Origin of the sequence: Asaia sp. As-1742, assembly GCF_011753235.1 — a bacterium.
Lineage (GTDB): Bacteria > Pseudomonadota > Alphaproteobacteria > Acetobacterales > Acetobacteraceae > Asaia > Asaia bogorensis_B.
Genome location: NZ_VWWA01000001.1, coordinates 354,259 through 373,394, shown reverse-complemented (window position 1 = coordinate 373,394; position 19,136 = coordinate 354,259). Strand labels below are relative to the sequence as shown.

Sequence of the window (19,136 nt, the reverse complement as noted above, 5' to 3'; positions counted from 1 at the left end):
GTACGTTATAACATAACGATATGAGCCATCACGATTCCGCCTCGCCTGCCGCTATCCGTTCTGCGAACGCGCAAAGCCGCCTCACCTCCGAGGCTGCCGGAAAAAGATCGTCCAGACGCAAGGCATCGGCAGATAATGACGGCACCTGCCGCAAAACGATCTGGCGCAGGCTGGAAGGCGATTCATGGGAGGCGTTCGATGCCCTGCCCCGCGCCATTCGCCTTCGACTGACCGAACATGTCTATGATGCCTGGTCGGTCAACGCTCTGGCGCTATGGCGACACTACAAGAAAGTGCATGGCGCAACCGAAAGGGCTGAACGTGCCATGATCCGCTACCTCGACTACTGCGAAAGGCTCGAGCAGCAGGCTTTCATCGAGCGCCATGGTGCCTTGGCCCATCAGGCGGCGGGTGCCACGCCGTTACGCTATGAAGCCTCGCATCGGAAAACGTGAGTGAGATAAGGAACGTCCGAGCAACGCTTTGCTCCCTCTGGAATTACCAGGGCATTCAATAACTCTTGCGTGTGATTAACGCGCATCACATATTTTTCACGCGTGCACGCCATCAGGCTCTGCCATATACTTCGCTTACCATGCATAGTTCAGTATTGGAGTTTTCCAGCCGGTCAGTTTTTTCTGCGGCTTCTCTGCCCTTACGCTTGTGGTTACCACCGTATTATTGCGCAAAGGGGACAAGCCCGAGGGGTGTGACCTTCTGACCGATACCCAGTCGACTGACGGGCTTGAGCGCCCTCCCCTTCTCGGGGCCCCCTACATCGCCCACCATCCTATGTGGCGAAGGATCCTCTATGCCTGCATGGGTGTTTTCATGCCCATCATCGCCTCAACCCAGAATGCCCTTATCTCTGGCAATCTCGGCAATGCTGCTGGCGAGGCGGGCCTGACGACAGCCGAGGCGGAGTGGCTGATTGCCGCTTTCGTAGGCGCGGCTGCCTTTGCAAATCTGGTGGTTATCAAAGGCCGTCAGCAATTTGGCATCATGTTCTTTCTGATCACCCTGCTCGGGATCAACGTGGCAACCGGATTGCTGCTTATTGTCGCGCCTAGTTTCACTACGCTCATCATAAACCGCGTCAGTAACGGGCTGATGGTTTCGACGAGCGTGGCGGGCGGGGTGTATTACCTTATCCAGGCGCTTCCCAAATCGCACCGGGTCATGGCCATCGCCATCGCCATAACATCACTCCAGATTGCCAATCCGCTTGCGGCAATGATTCCCATCGAGACGCTCACCAGTTCTGGCAATCACGGATTCGCCTGCCTCGCCACCGCATGCGCAGCCCTGCAACTTTCCTTCGTGCTTCTGCTGCCATTGCCCAAAACCAACATGGGTCGCGTTTTCGAGAAAATGGACGGCGCTTCGGCCCTCCTGATGTGCGGTATGTCGGTCTGTCTGGCGTCGTTTCTGACCTTTGGCCGCACCATGTGGTGGACTGACACGCCATGGGTTGGCTGGTTGCTGGTGGGCACGATCGGTTTCGGGGCCGCCGCCCTTGCGTTGGAACTTTGCCGAAAACGCCCTCTGCTGCAGATCGACTGGCTCAGCACGGGGACGATTTTGCGTTTTGCGCTCGTCGCGATCATGGAGCGCCTCCTGCTGTCTGAGCAGAACACCGGGGCGATCGGATTGCTCGGCCATGCGGGGCTGCTGAACGACCAGTACCACACGCTCTATATGTTCGTGATCCTTGGCATGGTGGCAGGCATGACCGTGATGGGTCTGACCCTCTCGGCTCGCGCCATCCCCTATCAGTGCATCGTCGCACTACTGGCGATTGCCCTCGCCGCATGGCTCGATTCCGGCAGCAACGACCTGACTCGCCCTGAGGAGATGTACCTTTCCCAGATGCTGCTTGGCTTCGGCACCACACTCTTTGTCGGGCCGGCGCTGCTCTACGGTGTCATTCTCGTTCTCAAGTCGGATACGAGCCATTTCATCTCAACCATCTATGTGTTCGCCATCACCCAAAGCATTGGCAGTGTAACCGGGGCAGCCCTGCTCGGCAGTATCCAGTATTACTACGAGCGTTATGCCGCGACCGGATTCAGCTCGCGCATTGCCGACACGGCGTCCCTGTCGCTGGCCACATCCAGCCAGGGTCTCTCGGGTGTTTCGCAAACCCTTTCCGATCAGTCCGCCATCATGGGGTATCTGAATCTGTTTGGCTTTGTAGCTGCTCTGGCGTTTTGCGCCGCCATTTTGATCTGCCTTTTCCTGGTCGGACGACAACTCATCCAATTAACAAACAAGCGCGCCTCATGACCGATACATCCCTCCCCCCCCCTGATCAGAATGCGCCCCCGCCTTCCAGAGGGGCTTCACATCCAGACCAGCCGGCTTCAGGGCATCAGGCACCAATCTGGCATCCGCCCCGGCGCAACCTCAAGGTCCTGAGTATCGTAGGGGGGCTTGCCTTCATTGCGATCGCCTGCGTTCTGGCAACATTCGGCCTCGCACCATTCGGGACAGACGGCGTCAGTACGGATGATGCCTATGTTCAGGGCCATGTCACCATCGTGGCGCCTGAAGTGCCGGGTTATATCGAGGGGGTTTTTGTGACCGACTTCGCCCCGGTGCATAAGGGACAGCTTCTGGTGCAGATTGATGAGAGCACCTATCGGGCCCGCGTGGCACAATCCGAGGCCGATCTCGCAAGCAGGCAGGCGTCGCTCGACAACAACAGACAGAACCAGGCCTCGGCGCGGGCACGGCTCGACCAGCGTCAGGCCGCCTTGATGACGGCACAGGCCCACCTGATGCGCAGCACGGCGGATCATCGGCGACAGGCGGCCCTCGTGAGCGATCAGAGCGTGTCACGCGTGGAATATGATTCCGGCCTCGATGCCCTGCGTTCCGACCAGGCGGCATTGCGTCAGGCCCAGGCCGATATCCGCGCCGCACAGGCCGATGTGAAAGCGGCGGATGTGCAGGAGGAAGTTCTCAGCGCGCAGGTTCGTCAGGCGGCCGCAACCCTTGACTCAGCGCGCATCGACCTCGGTCGCACCCATATACGCGCAGCCAGTGACGGTGTGATTGGCCGAACAGGCGGCACGCATATTGGCGCCTATGTGGGCGCAGGAACGGCGCTTTTTTCTCTGGTGCCCCGTGAGCGCTGGGTAGTCGCTGAATACAAGGAAGCGCAGACCGGCAATATCCGCATCGGTCAGGCGGCCTCTTTCACCGTGGATGGCCTGAACGGACAGAAATTTACGGGACGCGTTTTCCGTATCGCCCCGGCAACAGGCTCGGAATTTGCAGTCGTCAAACCAGATAATGCGACAGGCAATTTCGTGAAGATCCCTCAACGTATCGGCATCTATATCGCCATCGATCCGCAGCAGCCCAACGCCGATCGCCTCGCGCCGGGGATGTCCGTTGAGTCTTACGTCGCTACGCCGTCCGGATTGCCCGCAGAGAATGCGACCCGAGAAAGTGCGTCCGGAGCCTACACACCATGAGGGGCGCCTCTTGCTTTGCGCGATACCTCTCTGCCGGGCTTTCGACCGGCCTCTGCCTTTTTTCGCTCGGCATGACAGGATGTCAGGAAGGCGATTTCATCTTGCCCGAACACTCAACCGTCGTCGCACCGGCGCAATGGCGGGCAGGCGACAGCGCAAAGACTGGCGTTGGGCTCGACCCGCAATGGTGGGAACAGTTTGGCGACCCGGTTCTTGCAAAACTTGTAGCGACTGCGCTGGATAACAATCCGGATCTTGCGCTGGCTGCCGAGCGTGTCATGCAGGCTCGTGCGCAGATGCGCCTGGCTCTTAGCGCCCAACTGCCCCATATCGATGGGCAGGCCCTCGGCGTCGGCAACGGACGGCTGTTTGGCTCGAATTTCAACCAGTATATCCTTGGTGGCGGACTGACCTTTGATTTCGATCTGTTCGGCAAGCTGCGTGAACAGACCAGGGCCGCCCGGGTCCAGACCCTTGCCAGCGCGGCGAACAGGGAAGCTGTTCGTCTGGCACTCATTGGCGACACAGTGCGCGCCTATGTGTCGCTCCAGGCGTCTCGCACGGCGCTGGATGTACTGCAACGCACGCTGATCGTTCGTCAGAATGAGCTGACACGTGTGAAACATCAGCTCACAACCGGCTATGAGAAGATCAGCAGTTTCGACCAGGCGAGCGCTTTGGTCAGTGACGCGCAATCCCAGATCGAGTCGACACATCTGCAGATTACGCAGCAGGAGGACGCGCTCGCAGCGCTTCTGGGTGAAATACCCAGCGACGAGATTGCAACCATGACACAGGGCAAGCCCCTCGCGGCACTCATGCTACCACCAGCCCTTGCCCCAGTACCGGCACGGCTACTTGCCAACCGGCCTGATCTGATCGAGGCGGCAGATCAGATCGTCGCAGCCGATCACTCTCTCCGCTCTGCCCGCGCCGCCTTCCTGCCTGATATCACCATCAATCCCGGGGTCGGTACGGCAGGCGGCAATACGCCCATCGCTGGGACGGTCTGGGCTCTGGGCGGCAGTATGCTGGCCCCTATCTTCGAGGGTGGCGCCCTGCGCGCCCGCGAAAGCATTGCGGTATCGCAGCGCAACCAGGCCGCATGGGGTTATCGCAAGGCAGCTATACAAGCATTTCGCGAGGTGCAGGATGCCCTTACTGGCGTAACCCGACTGGCCGCGCAGGAAGAAAGTCTGCAACGCAGCCTTGAGGCACGACGACACACCCTCGAGGATGCCCGCAAGGAGCTCGCGACCGGGTATGTCAATTATTTCGATGTCGCCAATGCCGAGACCGCAGCCTTGTCAGCCGAGCTTCAGACTGTACAGGTCAGGGCATCGAGACTGGCCGAAATCGCCACGCTCTATCAGGCAGCAGGCGGGGGCTGGACGCCGCCAAAGGATGTGCTCCCCCTGCCTACCCATGACGACAGGTCTTGAGCCTGGATAGGCCATAACGCTCGAAAAACGCGCAGTGTGAGAAAAGAGGGCCCGCTCCTCCGCCCAGCGTTCAACGGATCCTGATATCCACCGCACTGCCCGCACCGGTGGCATCCACGAGGGCAATATGCACAAAGCCGGGGCTGTCGGGCTTCCATGACGGCGTGATCCCGACCGGTGTGTCGAGGGGCACGCCATTGATGAGCCAGCGATAGGGCTCCGTTCCCCCGCTGGCCACCAATCCCAGTGGGGTGACCTGACCATCCTCGGCAAAGCACTCCACCACGCCCCCGTCGCCCGGCTGCACGATACGCGGCCCTGCATTGTCACGCGCCCTCACCAGAGCGGGCGACAACGAGGCTGCGGGCGCCATAGCATCCGGGCCTTCATTCCCTTCAGGGGGCAGGATATCGAAAACGTTCATAAGTAATGGCGCACTGGTACCGAGTCCGGTAATGCCGGGCACGGCGGTACCGTCGGGCCGTCCGCCCCAGACCACGACAATCCAGTCCCCCCTTACCCCAACGGCCCAGGCATCGCGCTGCCCGTATGAAGTGCCTGTCTTGAACGCCACGCGCTGGTCCTGGGTGTCGATGCGTCCTTTAGGCAACGGCGTGCCGCGCAGGATGGACATGATCTGATGGGCAGCATGACCGCCGATCATTCTCATCCCCTCAGAAGGCGCGACGGGCCAGTCAAGCCCGACCGGACGTGACATGCCGTGATTGGCAAAGATGGCGTAGAGCCGCGCCAGATCGAGCGGCGTAATGCCAACACCCCCCAGTGCGAGGGCCAGACTTGGCGGTGTCGCCGGAGGAAGTTTCAGCCTTATGCCGGCGGCATCAAGCGTTCCGGCAAAATAGGACGCGCCAATCATGTCGAGCGCCCTCACGGCTGGCAGATTATACGACCGTTGCAGGGCATTGCGTATGGTGGTGGTGCCATGAAAGACGCGGTCGTAGTTGCGTGGCGCGTAGCCGCCAAAGCGCGTGGCGCGATCCTGTATGAGGGTATCGGGCGCCAGATAGCCGAGTTGGAAGGCGAGCGCATAGATTGCAGGCTTGAGCGTCGACCCCGGTGAGCGCCACGAGGTGATCATATCCGCAGCGCAGCCCGAGCAGGCATTGCCGGCATTGCCTTGCCATGCCGCGATACCCCCGTCGCGCTGCGCCACCAGAACAGCCCATGTGCCCCCTTCCGGCGGGGGTGTCTGGCGCAGGATACGCGCGAGATTGCTCTGGATACGCCGGTCGAGCGATGCCTGATAGACGTTGCGCGTCCCCTGCCGCCACTGCCAGGTCAACGCACCCTGCGCCTCATGAGCAATTCCGGCGGGTATCAGGGCGAAGGGCGTCGCCCCCCCTGCGGTGCGCAGGGATGGATGGTCCTCAAGCAGGGCTGCAACGGCCCTGTGCGCCGTCTGCGGATGACGGTCCGGGCGCAGGGCTTCCGGATGACGCGCCATCACGATCAGAAGGGCCGCCTCCTCATCGCTCAGATGCAGGGGCTCATGCCCGAACCAGAGGAGCGACGCCGCGCGTATGCCCTCGATGTTCCGGCTTTCCGGCGCGAGTGTCAGATAGAGATCCAGAACACCCCGATGCCCGTAGCGCCATTCAAGCTGAACCGCCCGCGCCATATCCTGAATCTTGCCGCGCCAGCTGTGACGATGCGGGCTGAGCAGCCGGGCCGTCTGCATGGCTAGCGTCGAGCCGCCCGAGACGATATGGCCGCGGGTGGTGAGCTGATAACCCGCCCGTAACAGCGACAGGGGATCAATTCCCGGGTGCAGCCAGAAACGCCTGTCCTCGATCGCGAGCAGCATGGCGCGATAATGCGGATCGACCGATGCGGCCGGTGTGGCGAAACGCCATGCGCCATCGCGGCTCACCCTCCCGTCCATTACCTCGCCACGCCTGTCCTGCATCAACAGGGCGAAGGCGCGGGCACGCGACATATCAGGCGGAAAAAGTCTGTCTGCCCCCCAGAGCAGCGCCACCGTCAGGGTGACACAACCCAGAAGGGCGCAGACCATCCGGCCCGACCGGGCCAGACGGCGCGCCGGACTAACCGCCGGTATCTCGCCCCCTTCGTTCATCGTGGGGCAATGACAATCCGGCTCGAAGCACTGCGCGCCATTACTGACGGGCTGAAACGGTCCTTCACCATCGTTTCGGGGCGCAGAAACTGCCCCGGCGCCACGGCGCGCACGATATAGGCCAGACGAAAGGCATTCGAAGCCAGCAGATCGGCATCGCTCGGGCGATAGGATCCGCCAGCGATATCGAAAGCGACCGTCAGACGATCATCCCTGATCGCGACATGATGCGGCACGGTGAGTTCGCCCAGAGAGGCAAACATGGAGCCACCCGATTGCGAAGCCTCGCGCCCGTCATCATCGTCGGTTCCCTCATCACCGTCCCGGTCACGACCCATGCCATGCCCGTGTGCCTGCACGAGGCTCTCGATTTCCCAGCCTGCCGGAAGCAGATCGGTCAGAAGGCAATGATGCGCGTTCCGGTCCTGCGCCTCACCCTGCACCAGCACGATGAACCGGTCATTCTGATGCCCCTGACCAGGATCGTACGGATCGCCGCTCATGGTCAGCATGGACACACGAAGGGTCATTCCCGCGCTGACTGGGTCCGGTGCCTCTCGCGGGGTGCCCGTCACGGTTTCCGTCAGCCAGAGCGGGGTCGTGCCGGTATTGGTCAGGCGATAACCCTGCAGTGCCGATGGCTCGGGCGCGAGGGCAACAGGCATGGCGATGGGACGGGGCATCTCCTTGCCGTTGACGGCAATCCCGCGCGCCGGGTCGGGGCGTTCCATGGCGCGGGCCGCTTCGAGCATTGCTGTTGTGGTCTCGGCAGGCAGCGACGAGAGCGAGACATCGAGCTGGCCGAAGCGATCGGTCAGTTTCTGCGCAAGCCCCTTGTTGCCACTCTCTGCCGCCAGCGGCACAAGACCGCCCAGATCACGCAGATAGATCCAGTAGAACGGGTCGGAAGGCGCCGGACGACCCGACCGGACCGGGCCAAGGGCATCGACCGCCATCCCGAAAAGTGTGTTGCTCATGCTCCGCTCATTCCCCAGCGAGAGCCCACCGGCGAGATGTCCAAGCGCCAGCGCATCGGCGAAAGCCGCGTTGGCTGCCGTGTCACCCCAATAGATACGCGACACGCCATTGCTTGTCCTTGCCGTCGTACGATCACCCAGCGCACGCAGGGCACCGATATCCAGCCTTCCCGCCCGGGCGAGAACATAGAGCGCGTAAGCGCGTGTCTCAGGCGTGACCGCGCCTTCGCTATTGCGTTCATCCCGGCTCGCATCCCCGGGACTCTGGGCCTGGGAGGTCTCCAGCCAGTCCAGCGCACGATCGAGCGCCGGCGCAGGCACCCCGTATCCAGCCTCTTTGGCATGGACGAGAAAATCGACCACGTAGAGCTGCTCCCAGGGGAACAAGCGGCCATCATTCAGTCGCCATGAGCCAAAACGCCCACCGGCATCCTCGCGATCGACGAGCATGGCAATGGCACTGTTGATCCGTTTATCTGCCCCTTCGGGTACGGTCAGCCGTGCCAGCTCATCATGCCCCTTGAAGGCCAGAAGCCCGCGTGCCGAGGCTGCAAGCGATACGCTGTCAGTGCCATATCCGGCCTCGAGCGTCTGAAGCAGGCCGATCGTGTCAATCCCGTGCACCCCGGAATAGCCCAGCGTCACCTGCGAGCTTCCGGGCTCAAACGGTGCCAGCAGATCGGCCGAAGCCTCGTAGCTTTCACCGGGTGCCTGCGGCTTGACCACCGAGCGGGTGAAGGGCAGATGACCCGGCCTGACCTGAAGATCCCAGCCTCGTGTCAACACAGGCCGGCCGGACTTGTCCTGCACCCTGATCGTCATGTGGGCGATGCCCGAGTCACCGGCCAGCAAACCGGCACGAAACGACTGGCGTGCACCCTTTGCAAGATTGGCTTCGAAATGCCCGGCCCCCGTGATGCGGATCGGCCCTGTGACGCTCAGGGTTGCCGTATAACGTCCAGCCTCGCCTTCCGTATTGACGATCGAGACCAGGCTGTCGGTCACGTCACCCGGCGCCAGGAAACGCGGCAGGGTAAGATCGGCAAAGACCGGATCACGAACGAGCACGTCGGACTCCGCAGTGCCCAGGGCATCGTCCGACCAGGCCGTGACCATCAGATGCAACGTGCCCTCGAAATCGGGAATATCCAGCGGTATGGCAGCGTGACCCGCGTCATCCGTGGTGATTATGCCCGAGAACAGCGAGACGATACGGGTGGACGTGACAGAAAGGCCGCCCCCGCCATCGCCGCCCTCATCACCACCCTCGCGAATCTCGCCGCCCTGTCCGACCGGAGTCATGAGATGCGCATAACTGTCGCGTATATCGAGCGCCAAGGCGCGGCGCCCATAAACCAGATCGAACGCATCCGGCAGTTTCCACTGCGTCAGGGCGAGAATACCCTGGTCCACCGCCGAGACCACGAGATGAACCTTCCTGCCCCCCGTGACGGTCAGGGGAAGCACTGCGTGACCCTGCGGCCTCAGCACAGCCGGTGCTTCGAGTGCGATTTTGAGGTGATGCGCCGACTGGTCCAGACCGATATAGCCAAGCCCCACCGCCCGTGACGGCTCATGCGGACGCGCAGGCGTATCGAGCGGTCGATAGGCTGTAACGAGCACATAGGCGCCACCGGGCCAGCCCGCTTCCGCTTTCACCGGGATATCAAGTCCGCCCTTGGGCAGGGTCACCGTTTTCGTGCTCTCGACCTTGTCTGTCGCAATCACGATCTGTGCTTCGCCCGCAAAAGGCGCCTGCACATGCACAATGGTTTCACCACCCACCGGCAGGATCTTGTCGCGCACGGTCAGGCTCAGGCGATCAGGCGCGTTGGGCTTTTCGGTGGAATCCGACCACCAGCCCGTAGCGAAGCGGGATGAACTCGCGGCGTTGCTTTGCGGGTCACTCAGAATGACGCGATAGCGCCCGCCATCCAGTTCGGTCGCAAAATGCGCCCGCCCCGAGGCATCTGTTGTCAGCGTGCCATTCTGGAGCGGCTCATCAATGACATGACGAATGAAGTGCCAACCCTGGCTGTTCCTGATCCAGTCATAGGTCTCGTTTTCACGCACGACGGTCCATTTGAGGGCGTGATTGGCCAATGCCTTGCTGTCGGGACTAAGCGCGATGACATCAACGGGGACCGAGCGGGTCTCCAGTTCCCCCCCGCTTGCGGGTGGGGTGACACGCACACCGATCAACGGCCTGTTGCGACGAATGGGCAGCGTCAGGATCTTGCTGACACTGCACCCGGCAGGATCGAACAGACTGAGGCGGATTTCTGCCTTGAGCGGCAGCGTGAGCCCATTGGGGATTTCGGGCAGGACGCTCAGTGCAGCGTGGCCTGAATCATCCGTGTCGGGTACTGCAAGGCTCTGCTGGTCAGGGCTGAAATTTTGGGTCCGCAACCCGAACACAAAGCCTTTCGCCTCTGCGACGGGCGCCTCATCACGCATGACACGCAAGACGCCCTCTCCCCTCAGATGCGCAGCCGGGGCACCATAGAGATAGCGCCCTTCAACCGCGATGCCGAGCTTCTGCCCCTCGGTAATGAAAGGGCTGGCCGGGGTGGCATCGACCGCGATGGTCTGGGGGACGAAATCCTGCACCAGAACCGAGGCGCGTCCCACGGGCGGTGACGTGGGATCGACATAGGCCTCAAGTGTCCAGTTTCCCGCTGCCGCTGCGGCCGAAAGGGCAAGGCTGGTTACAAGGCCGCCAGAGGCTTGTGGGGTTAGGTGAAGGGTCTGCGCCTTCACGCCATCGGGTCGACGCAGGACGAGGTCAAGCGGCAGATCCGGCAGCGCACGGCCCTGAGCATCGCGCAGGATCAGGGTCGTATTGATGGTCTCGCCGGGACGGTAGATGCCGCGATCAGTCGCGATCACTGCCTGTTGCGGCCCCGGTGCCTTGTGCCCTTCAGCCCCGCGGTCGGAAAAATCGAACCACGCCTGAGTGAGGGAGGACGTGGCATAATCGCCCGTCGGGCTCATGGCGATGAGCGAGACCGGTTGATCCGCCCCCTTGCCCTTGATCAGCCCAACGGGAAACGCAACGCCGCCCGTTGCGTCGCTGAGGGCCTGACCAAGGTCATCCCCCCCCTGAGACACGAGCCGTATCGAGACACCCTTCATGGGCAGAGCCGTCGAGAGCGCTCTGGCAAAGACATGCAGCCCGTCCGCGCCACGCATGATGGTGAGCGCCATGTCGCTCACATTCACCCAGTGAGCGGCAATAGGGAGGCTCTCACTCTCATCATAGCTGTCATTGGTACGCGGCGGGGTGTGAGGCGCAGCGATACGGCTATCGCTCTTGGGCGTGCGCGCGGTTTCAGCCGTAACGAGGTAAAGCCCTGGCTTCTTGCCCGCAATCACACGCGCAATCGGAAAGGCCGTAACGGTCGTGGCATTGCGCGTGCCCGGCGTATCCATCGTCCCGGTCCAGATCTGGCTCAGACGCTTTTCGCGCAGATTGTTGAATTCATAGCCTTCGAGCGAGGTGACGCCCGTATCGACGCGAGGATAACTCTCATCGCTGGTCATGTTCTGGGTCGCAGCAGGCGACAACCGCCATACGCTCACGCGCACACGCTCGATATTGACGGTTTGCACATCAAGGCCGGCCACGCTGTGACGGGGCAGGATAAAGCCCTCACCAGCAAGACTGAGGCTTGGTGTCCGGTCACCCGTCGCCATGCTGACCACCACCGGATCAGCCAGCACGTTGCCGCGCGCATCATGCATGCCGCTGGTGAGTGTAACATTATATCGGGTGGCCCAGGCCAGACCACCAAGGCATAGATCGCGGTTGCGCAGCGAGATTTCAGGCCTCAGGCTGGGCGTGATCTGCACATGATCGGCATAATGGGGGCCTGCCTGGCTATCGAGCGGCGCAGCAAAGCGCAGACAGAACTCCGGGCTTTTACCCCCGGTATTGAGCAGACTGCGCTGAAACTGCATAGGCGCGGCAAACGCGGCCCCCGAGGCCAGAACGCTGATGAGCACCGAACCGAGAAGCGGCGCGCAAAGCACTGCGACCCTTACAGGGATACCGGGGAATTTCCGCGTCATGGACCACGCCTCTTTGTCTGACCTGAGGGAATTTTGATGGACCCGGCAGGAAGGAAAGGCAAGTATCCAGTGCCTGCATTACCTGAGATCCACCGAATGTCAGGCGCTGCAGGCTAGAAAACGTAGATGATCCGCAAATCTGACAAATTGTATTACATATTTATTGAAAATTATCGGACTGGTGATGACGTGTCCCATAGGCCAGTGACTCGGTCACGATATCCAGCGGTCTCAGATCGAGGGCGCAGTCCTGTGCCGTGATCAGCGCCGCAAAGCTGTCATACACCCCGTCATATTCGCGACTTTCGGCGAGGGGCATCACCTTTCCTCCCAGAGAGAGCCTCGCGCCCCCTTCCGACATGAGAAGCTGCGCCCCATCCGGCATGGTCCAGATAATTTCCCATATCTCGTTTTCCCGCTCATGCCGCCAGTCGAAACTGGCCGATATGGGGCAGCGGGTCCGCGCACCGACAAGCGCCAGCCGGGCCCGCGCCGGTGCCTGCTGCTGCGCAAAGAAATCGAGTGAGGCCTGCTCGAAGACGAGTGCCTCGGGGCTGACGGCACAGAGAATGGACAGGGCATTGATCCCTGCATCGAAAACCCCCAGCGCGCCCGGACGCCACAGCCAATCAGCGCCAGGATGCCATTTATCGGCATTTTCCTTCCAACTGATCTCCACCCTGACCGGGTCATTCTCTTTGAGCAAAGCTGCAACATTCGGCACCGCCGCCGCATGAACCGAATGCCATGCTGCAAACAGAGTAAGTCCACGCTGACGCGCTTCGGCCAGCAGCGCCTGCGCCTGGCTGCGCGTCAGGGTCGGCGGCTTTTCGAGCAGCACATGCCACCCCGCCTCAAGCGCCTGCATGGCGAGATCATAACGCATGGAAGGCGGCGTGCAGATAGCGACGGCATCGATGTCGAGATGACTTTCGATCAAGGCCTCTATGGATGCAAATACCGGCACCTCCATCGTGACCGGCACGGGTGATACCGCCGCCGCCAGATGATAGGCCGCACTCGCAGCAAGGGCGGGAAGATGCTGCTGACGCGCGATCTGCCCGACGCCGATAACGGCAATCCTGATCATGATATTGTCTCCCGGGTTACCGACGCATGGCGGCGCGGCACGGACCCCCAGCTCGCATAGAAAAGAAGGTAGAGGTAACAGACAAAGGGCAGGAGATAGGACAGGGATAGACCGATATGGTCTGCCAGCACGCCCTGGAAAATCGCCGCTGCCCCACCGGCAATCGCCATGATGAGCCACCCTGCCCCCTGCTCTGTCTGCGGGCCGAGTTCCGCAACACCGAGCGAGAAGATCGTGGGGAACATGATGGAGTGACACAGCCCGGTCAGAAGCAGCGCCCACATGGCCAGCCCGCCACTCGACGAGACAACCACCAGAATGAGCATGGCCCCGGCAAGGCTGGCGAGACCCAGCATCAGATGTGGGCTGACACGCCGCATGAGTGCCGCACCGACAAAGCGCCCCACCATGGCCCCACCCCAGAAAAAGGCCACGTAATGCGCTGCCTGGGCATGGCTCATATCGCCAATCTGTTTTTGTGAGATGAAATTCACCAGTGTGCTGCCAATGCCGATCTCGCAGATCATGTAGAGGAATATGGCGGGCACACCCCAGAACAGATTGCGATGACGCCACACGCTATGCTGCGTCCCGGCGGCTGCCACCTTGCGGCTGCCCGCATCGATGGACGGCAATGGGAACCGCCAGACAACCAGCGCCATGGCCAGCAGCACGAGTGCGATCAGCCCGTACGGCAATTGCACCATCTGGGCATCCTGGATGTGTTGACCCGCCGTCTCGGCAAGCTGGCCGCCTGTCGAGTTCTCATGGCTGCGCCCGAAGATCAGGATGCCGCCAAACAGCGGCGCAAGCGTCGTGCCGAGCGAATTGAACGCCTGAACCATTGTCAGGCGGCTCGAAGCCGAGGCCTCATCACCAATCACCACCACATACGGATTGGCTGCAACCTGAAGCAGCGTGATGGCCGCAGCCAGCAGAAACAGCGCGACCAGAAAAAACCCGTAGGAGAAAAACGCGCTGGCAGGGATGAAAAGCAGGCAGGACGCTGCCATGCCGACAAGCCCGAGAATGACCGCATTCTTGTAGCCCAGGGCCGAAACAAGACGCGAGGCAGGCAGGGATATGACCAGATAGCCAAGATAGAAGCAGAACTGCACCAGAAGGGAGGCGGTGTAGTCGAGCGAGAAAGCAGCCTTCAGGTGGGGAACGAGAATGTCGTTGAGGACAGTCGCAAAACCCCACATGAAAAAGACGCTCGATAACAGGGCCAGAGCGGCGACCGATGACGCCGCGCCCTTTGAAGTCGAGACTTGAGACGGCATGAATAACCCTCGAAGAAGAGACCCTGCGATCTACTGACCGAGGGAGAGGGCTAGACCCTACCGAATGACTTTTCGGTAATAAAATAGATATTCAGAGGCAATATATGCCTGTTTGGCTATGAATGGGCATTACGGGCATCGCCTGAAGCGCGCCCGTAATGCCCTGTCCGCTCAGGCGGAAAGCGCTTCCTGCTTGCCCGGCAGTTCGTAGCCGATGATGCGGGCGCAATCGCGCGGAACCACCTGCCAGAACTGCGACAGTACCCGATCCCAACGATGCAGAAGCTCGGCTGCATAGGCGCTGCCGGTTTCATCGGCATGGCGCTGCACGAGCGAACGGAGGTTCTCTTCCCATACGCTGCCGGGCTCGATACGCGCCCAGAGAAGCGTATCCGGGTTCACACGGCGCTCGAACATCTCTTCCTTGTCGAGAACGAAGGCCATGCCGCCCGTAAAACCGGCACCGAAATTATCGCCGATATGGCCGAGGATCACGACCGTACCGCCAGTCATGTACTCACAGCCATTCGAACCACAGCCCTCGACCACGGCTGTTGCACCCGAGTTACGCACAGCGAAGCGCTCGCCTGCCTGTCCCGCCGCGAAAAGCGACCCGGCAGTGGCACCGTAAAGCACGGTATTACCAATGATCGCGTTGTCTTCCGACCGCCACGGTGCGGTGGGGGACGGACGAACGACGATGGTGCCACCCGACAGGCCCTTGCCAACGTAGTCGTTCGCATCGCCCACGACATCGAGCTTGAGGCCCTGCACTGCGAAAGCACCCAGCGACTGACCGGCCGAGCCACGCAGGCGCAGGGTCAGATGCCCTTCAGGCAGGGTCTTCATGCCGAATTTGCGGGTGATCAGCGACGAAACGCGCGTGCCGATGGCGCGATGCGTGTTCTGCACCGTGTAGTGCAGATGCAGCTTCTCGCGATGATCGAAAAGCGGCGTCGCATCGGCGATGACCTGCGCATCGAGCGTCTCCGGCACCTCATTGCGCCCTTCACGGGTGCAATAACGTGCATCCGGCCCCGGATCGGCCTGAACCAGCAGCGAGTTCAGATCCAGATCGTCCAGATAATCGGCGCCGCGCGAGACCTGACGCAGCAGATCGGTACGGCCGATGATTTCCTCGACGCTCTTGAAGCCAAGCTCGGCCAGAATGTTGCGTACGTCCTCGGCGATGAAGGAGAAGAGGTTGATCACCTTCTCGGGTGTGCCCTCGAACTTGGCGCGCAGCGCCTCGTCCTGAACGCACACGCCCACCGGGCAGGTATTGGAATGGCACTGGCGCACCATGATGCAGCCCATGGCCACGAGGGCTGCTGTCCCGATGCCGAATTCCTCGGCACCCAGCATGGCGGCCATCACCACATCACGCCCGGTCTTGAGACCGCCATCGGTACGCAGGGTCACGCGATGGCGCAGACGGTTGAGTGTCAGCACCTGATTGGCTTCGGTCAGCCCCATTTCCCAGGGGAGACCCGCATATTTGATGGAGGATTGTGGGCTCGCCCCCGTGCCACCGCAATGGCCCGAGATCATGATCGCATCCGCCTTCGCCTTGGCCACACCCGCAGCAATCGTGCCAATGCCTGTGCGGGCCACGAGCTTGACCGTAACAGTCGCCTCCGGGTTGATCTGCTTCAGGTCGTAGATGAGCTGAGCCAGATCCTCGATGGAGTAGATGTCATGATGCGGTGGCGGCGAAATGAGCGTCACGCCAGGCGTGGCATGGCGCAGCTTGCCAATGAGTTCCGTCACCTTGAAACCGGGTAGCTGCCCGCCCTCACCCGGCTTGGCCCCCTGGGCGACCTTGATCTCGATCTCGCTGCAATTATTCAGATATTCCGCGGTAACGCCAAAGCGCCCCGAGGCAACCTGCTTGATTTTCGAGCTGGCATTGTCGCCATTCTCGCGCGGCGTGAAGCGCGAAGCATCCTCACCACCCTCGCCTGAATCCGACTTCGCACCGATACGGTTCATGGCGATTGCGAGCGTCTCATGCGCTTCCGGGCTCAGTGCGCCGAGCGAGATACCCGGAGCCACGAGACGACGGCGGATGGAGGTGATGCTCTCGACATCTTCCACAGGGATGGGTTCGCGCACACGGCGGAAATCGAGCAGATCACGCAGAGCGGTCGGCGGCTGGCGACGCACGGCATCGGCATAACGCTTGAACAGCGAGAAGCTGTCGGTCGAGACGGCTGTCTGAAGCATGTGGATGAGCTGGCCGCTGAAGGCATGGACCTCGCCCTTGCGACGCAGCTTGTACAGACCGCCAATCGGCAGGGCGTCCACACCGCCCGCATAGGCCGTTTCATGCGCCTTGAGCGCATTGCGGGCCAGACCGGGCAACCCAATGCCCGAGATGCGCGACGGCATGCCGGGGAAGAATTCGGCCACAAGCGCGCGCGACAGGCCAATGGCCTCGAAATTATAGCCACCGCGATAGGCTGAAACGATGGAAATGCCGGATTTCGACATGATCTTGAGCAGACCCTTGTCGAGCGCCTTGCGATAACGCTCCACTGCCTCGCGCAGGGTGAGATCGCCAAACAGGCCGCGCTGCAAGCGGTCGGCGATACATTCCTGAGCCAGATAGGGGTTCACCGTGGTTGCCCCAACACCCACCGTCACCGCCATGCCATGCACGTCCATCACATCGGAGGAACGGACATTGAGCGAGGTGAAGGTACGCAGAGACTGACGTACGAGGTGGATATGTACGGCAGCGGTTGCGAGGATCATCGGGATCGCGACGCGTTCCTCGTTCTGTCCCTCATCGGAGAGGAAGAGATGGGTGCAGCCACCGCGCACATAATCCTCGGCCTCGTGACGGATGCGTGCAATGGCGTCGCGCAGTCCGGCCTCGCCATCGGCAGCGCGGAAGGTACAATCGACCGTCGCGCCATCCTTGCCACAGAAATTGCGCAGCGCCTCGAACTCACCCGTGGTGAGCACAGGGCTTGGCAATTGCAGCAGGTCGCACTGCTCGGGCGACTGGTCGAGGATATTGCCCAGATTACCAAGGCGCGTGACGAGGCTCATCACGTTCATTTCGCGCAGGGAATCGATGGGCGGATTGGTGACCTGACTGAAGCCCTGACGGAAGTAATGGGCCAACCCGCGATAGGTGCTCGACAGAACCTGAAGCGGTGTGTCGTCACCCATCGAGCCAATGGCTTCTGCCGAGGTTTCGACCATGGGATGGAGAATGGTCTCCATTTCCTCATGCGTCAGGCTCATGGCCAGCTGGCGTCGGCGCAGCTGATCGGCGCTGAACAGGACCGGCTCGGCGACATCGCCCCGCACAACGGAGCTGATATTGCGAATATGCTTCGTCCAGGCGGTGAAGTCCTGACGCTCGGCCAGAAGATCAAGCAGTTCCTGCGGCGCGTAGAGCTTGGCTTCCTGCAGGTCGAGACCCAGCGTCTCGCCCGGCCCGAGGCGCCCCTTCATGCGCGTATTGGCGTCCTGCACGCGCACCATACCGGCTTCGGAACCCACGATCAGCAGATCGTCCTGCGTGATGGTGTAGCGCAGCGGGCGTAGACCAGCGCGGTCAAGACCGGCAACGACCCAGCGCCCATCGGTCGCACAGATGGCGGCAGGGCCGTCCCACGGCTCCATCACGGCATTGCAGTAGGAGAACAGCGCACGATGCTTGTCAGTCATGGCGGCATTGCCACCGGCACTGGCAGGCACCATCAGCGTCTTGGCCATGGGGGCATCGCGCCCGGCATGGGTGAGCAGCTCGAACACGTTGTCGAACATGGCGGTATCTGAGCCCGCCGCCTGAACGACCGGCTTGAGATCGCTCATATAGGGGTCGAGTTCGGCATTCGCGAGACGGGTCTCGTGGCTGCGCATCCAGTTCACATTGCCCGAAAGCGTGTTGATCTCACCGTTATGCGCCAGACGGCGGAAAGGCTGAGCCAGCTTCCAGGTCGGGAAGGTATTGGTCGAGTACCGCTGGTGGTAGATCGCAAAGCGCGAGACGAAACGCTCATCAAGAAGATCGGGATAGAAATCCGTCAGGTTCTCGGCAAGGAACATGCCCTTGTAGATGAGCGAACGACATGACAGCGAACACACATAGAGATCGACCTGAGCGGCGGCTGCAGCCTTCTCGATACGACGGCGGATCACGTAAAGATCACGCTCGAACTCGGCTTCCGAGCGGTTCAGGCGGTTACGCACCATGATCTGCTCGATCTCGGGACGTGTCGCATTGGCCTTCTCACCGATGCAGGCCGTGTCGATCGGCACCTGACGCCAGCCATAGATGCCATAGCCGAAATCGAGGATCTCGCTCTCGATGATCGCGCGCCCTGCTTCCTGCGCGGCCAGATCGGTCTTGGGCAGGAAGATCATGCCGACGGCAATACGACCCTCGATATGGTCGTCACCGGCGCTGTGAATCGCCTCGGCAAAGAAATCCTGCGGGATCTCGACATGGATGCCCGCACCATCGCCGGTCTTGCCATCGGCATCGACCGCACCACGATGCCAGAGCGCCTTGAGCGCCGCGATGCCAGCCAGAACCACGTCACGACGGCGCTTGCCGTCCAGCGCCGCTACAAGCCCGACGCCGCAGGCATCACGCTCCATGGTCGGGTCATAAAGGCCTTCGAGGGCGCGGACATTGTCCTGATAGGACTGGATGAAGCTCTTCTCGGTCATG

9 protein-coding genes are annotated in these 19,136 nt (G+C 61.5%); 4 read left to right on the top strand and 5 right to left on the bottom strand.

The genetic code is table 11. The features are described from left to right. Positions 1 to 20 precede the first annotated feature (20 nt). The 4 genes from F3J08_RS01560 to F3J08_RS01545 all read left to right on the top strand — a co-directional run bounded on the left by F3J08_RS01560 (position 21) and on the right by F3J08_RS01545 (position 4,924). On the top strand, positions 21 to 455 hold the full coding sequence (locus F3J08_RS01560; RefSeq protein WP_240149055.1) for a DUF6525 family protein: 435 nt from the start codon (positions 21 to 23) through the stop codon (positions 453 to 455). A 364-nt stretch (positions 456 to 819) separates the two neighbouring features. After that, entirely contained in the window at positions 820 to 2,286 is a 1,467-nt protein-coding gene (locus F3J08_RS01555; protein ID WP_166928151.1) for a hypothetical protein, read from the top strand. Beyond that, on the top strand, positions 2,283 to 3,482 hold the full coding sequence (locus F3J08_RS01550) for an HlyD family secretion protein (protein ID WP_166928150.1): 1,200 nt from the start codon (positions 2,283 to 2,285) through the stop codon (positions 3,480 to 3,482). The genes F3J08_RS01555 and F3J08_RS01550 overlap by 4 nt, the downstream gene beginning before the upstream one ends. Next, entirely contained in the window at positions 3,479 to 4,924 is a 1,446-nt protein-coding gene (locus F3J08_RS01545; RefSeq protein WP_166928149.1) for an efflux transporter outer membrane subunit, read from the top strand. The genes F3J08_RS01550 and F3J08_RS01545 overlap by 4 nt, the downstream gene beginning before the upstream one ends. A 70-nt stretch (positions 4,925 to 4,994) precedes the next feature. Here the strand turns inward: F3J08_RS01545 and F3J08_RS01540 are convergent, their stop codons facing one another. The 5 genes from F3J08_RS01540 to gltB form a co-directional block, all read right to left on the bottom strand. Next, positions 4,995 to 7,022 (bottom strand): transglycosylase domain-containing protein, encoded by a 2,028-nt coding sequence (locus F3J08_RS01540; protein ID WP_166928148.1) that lies wholly within the window; start codon positions 7,020 to 7,022, stop codon positions 4,995 to 4,997. Next, entirely contained in the window at positions 7,019 to 12,070 is a 5,052-nt protein-coding gene (locus F3J08_RS01535) for an alpha-2-macroglobulin (protein ID WP_166928147.1), read from the bottom strand. The genes F3J08_RS01540 and F3J08_RS01535 overlap by 4 nt, the downstream gene beginning before the upstream one ends. Positions 12,071 to 12,230: 160 nt before the next feature. After that, complete coding sequence (locus F3J08_RS01530; protein ID WP_166928146.1) at positions 12,231 to 13,160, bottom strand: Gfo/Idh/MocA family protein; 930 nt, start codon at positions 13,158 to 13,160, stop codon at positions 12,231 to 12,233. Further along, entirely contained in the window at positions 13,157 to 14,443 is a 1,287-nt protein-coding gene (locus tag F3J08_RS01525) for a sugar MFS transporter (protein WP_166928145.1), read from the bottom strand. The genes F3J08_RS01530 and F3J08_RS01525 overlap by 4 nt, the downstream gene beginning before the upstream one ends. 171 nt (positions 14,444 to 14,614) lie before the next feature. Next, positions 14,615 to 19,135, bottom strand: coding sequence for a glutamate synthase large subunit (gene gltB / locus F3J08_RS01520; protein ID WP_166928144.1), 4,521 nt, complete (start codon positions 19,133 to 19,135; stop codon positions 14,615 to 14,617). Position 19,136 lies beyond the last annotated feature (1 nt).

Excerpts from the sequence above, each read along its gene's own strand:
- F3J08_RS01555 (WP_166928151.1), top strand. The coding sequence starts at position 820 with ATGGGTGTTTTCATGCCCATCATCGCCTCAACCCAGAATGCCCTTATC.
- F3J08_RS01540 (WP_166928148.1), bottom strand. The coding sequence starts at position 7,022 with ATGAACGAAGGGGGCGAGATACCGGCGGTTAGTCCGGCGCGCCGTCTG.
- F3J08_RS01545 (WP_166928149.1), top strand. The coding sequence starts at position 3,479 with ATGAGGGGCGCCTCTTGCTTTGCGCGATACCTCTCTGCCGGGCTTTCG.
- F3J08_RS01525 (WP_166928145.1), bottom strand. The coding sequence starts at position 14,443 with ATGCCGTCTCAAGTCTCGACTTCAAAGGGCGCGGCGTCATCGGTCGCC.
- gltB (WP_166928144.1), bottom strand. The coding sequence starts at position 19,135 with ATGACCGAGAAGAGCTTCATCCAGTCCTATCAGGACAATGTCCGCGCC.
- F3J08_RS01550 (WP_166928150.1), top strand. The coding sequence starts at position 2,283 with ATGACCGATACATCCCTCCCCCCCCCTGATCAGAATGCGCCCCCGCCT.
- F3J08_RS01530 (WP_166928146.1), bottom strand. The coding sequence starts at position 13,160 with ATGATCAGGATTGCCGTTATCGGCGTCGGGCAGATCGCGCGTCAGCAG.
- F3J08_RS01535 (WP_166928147.1), bottom strand. The coding sequence starts at position 12,070 with ATGACGCGGAAATTCCCCGGTATCCCTGTAAGGGTCGCAGTGCTTTGC.
- F3J08_RS01560 (WP_240149055.1), top strand. The coding sequence starts at position 21 with ATGAGCCATCACGATTCCGCCTCGCCTGCCGCTATCCGTTCTGCGAAC.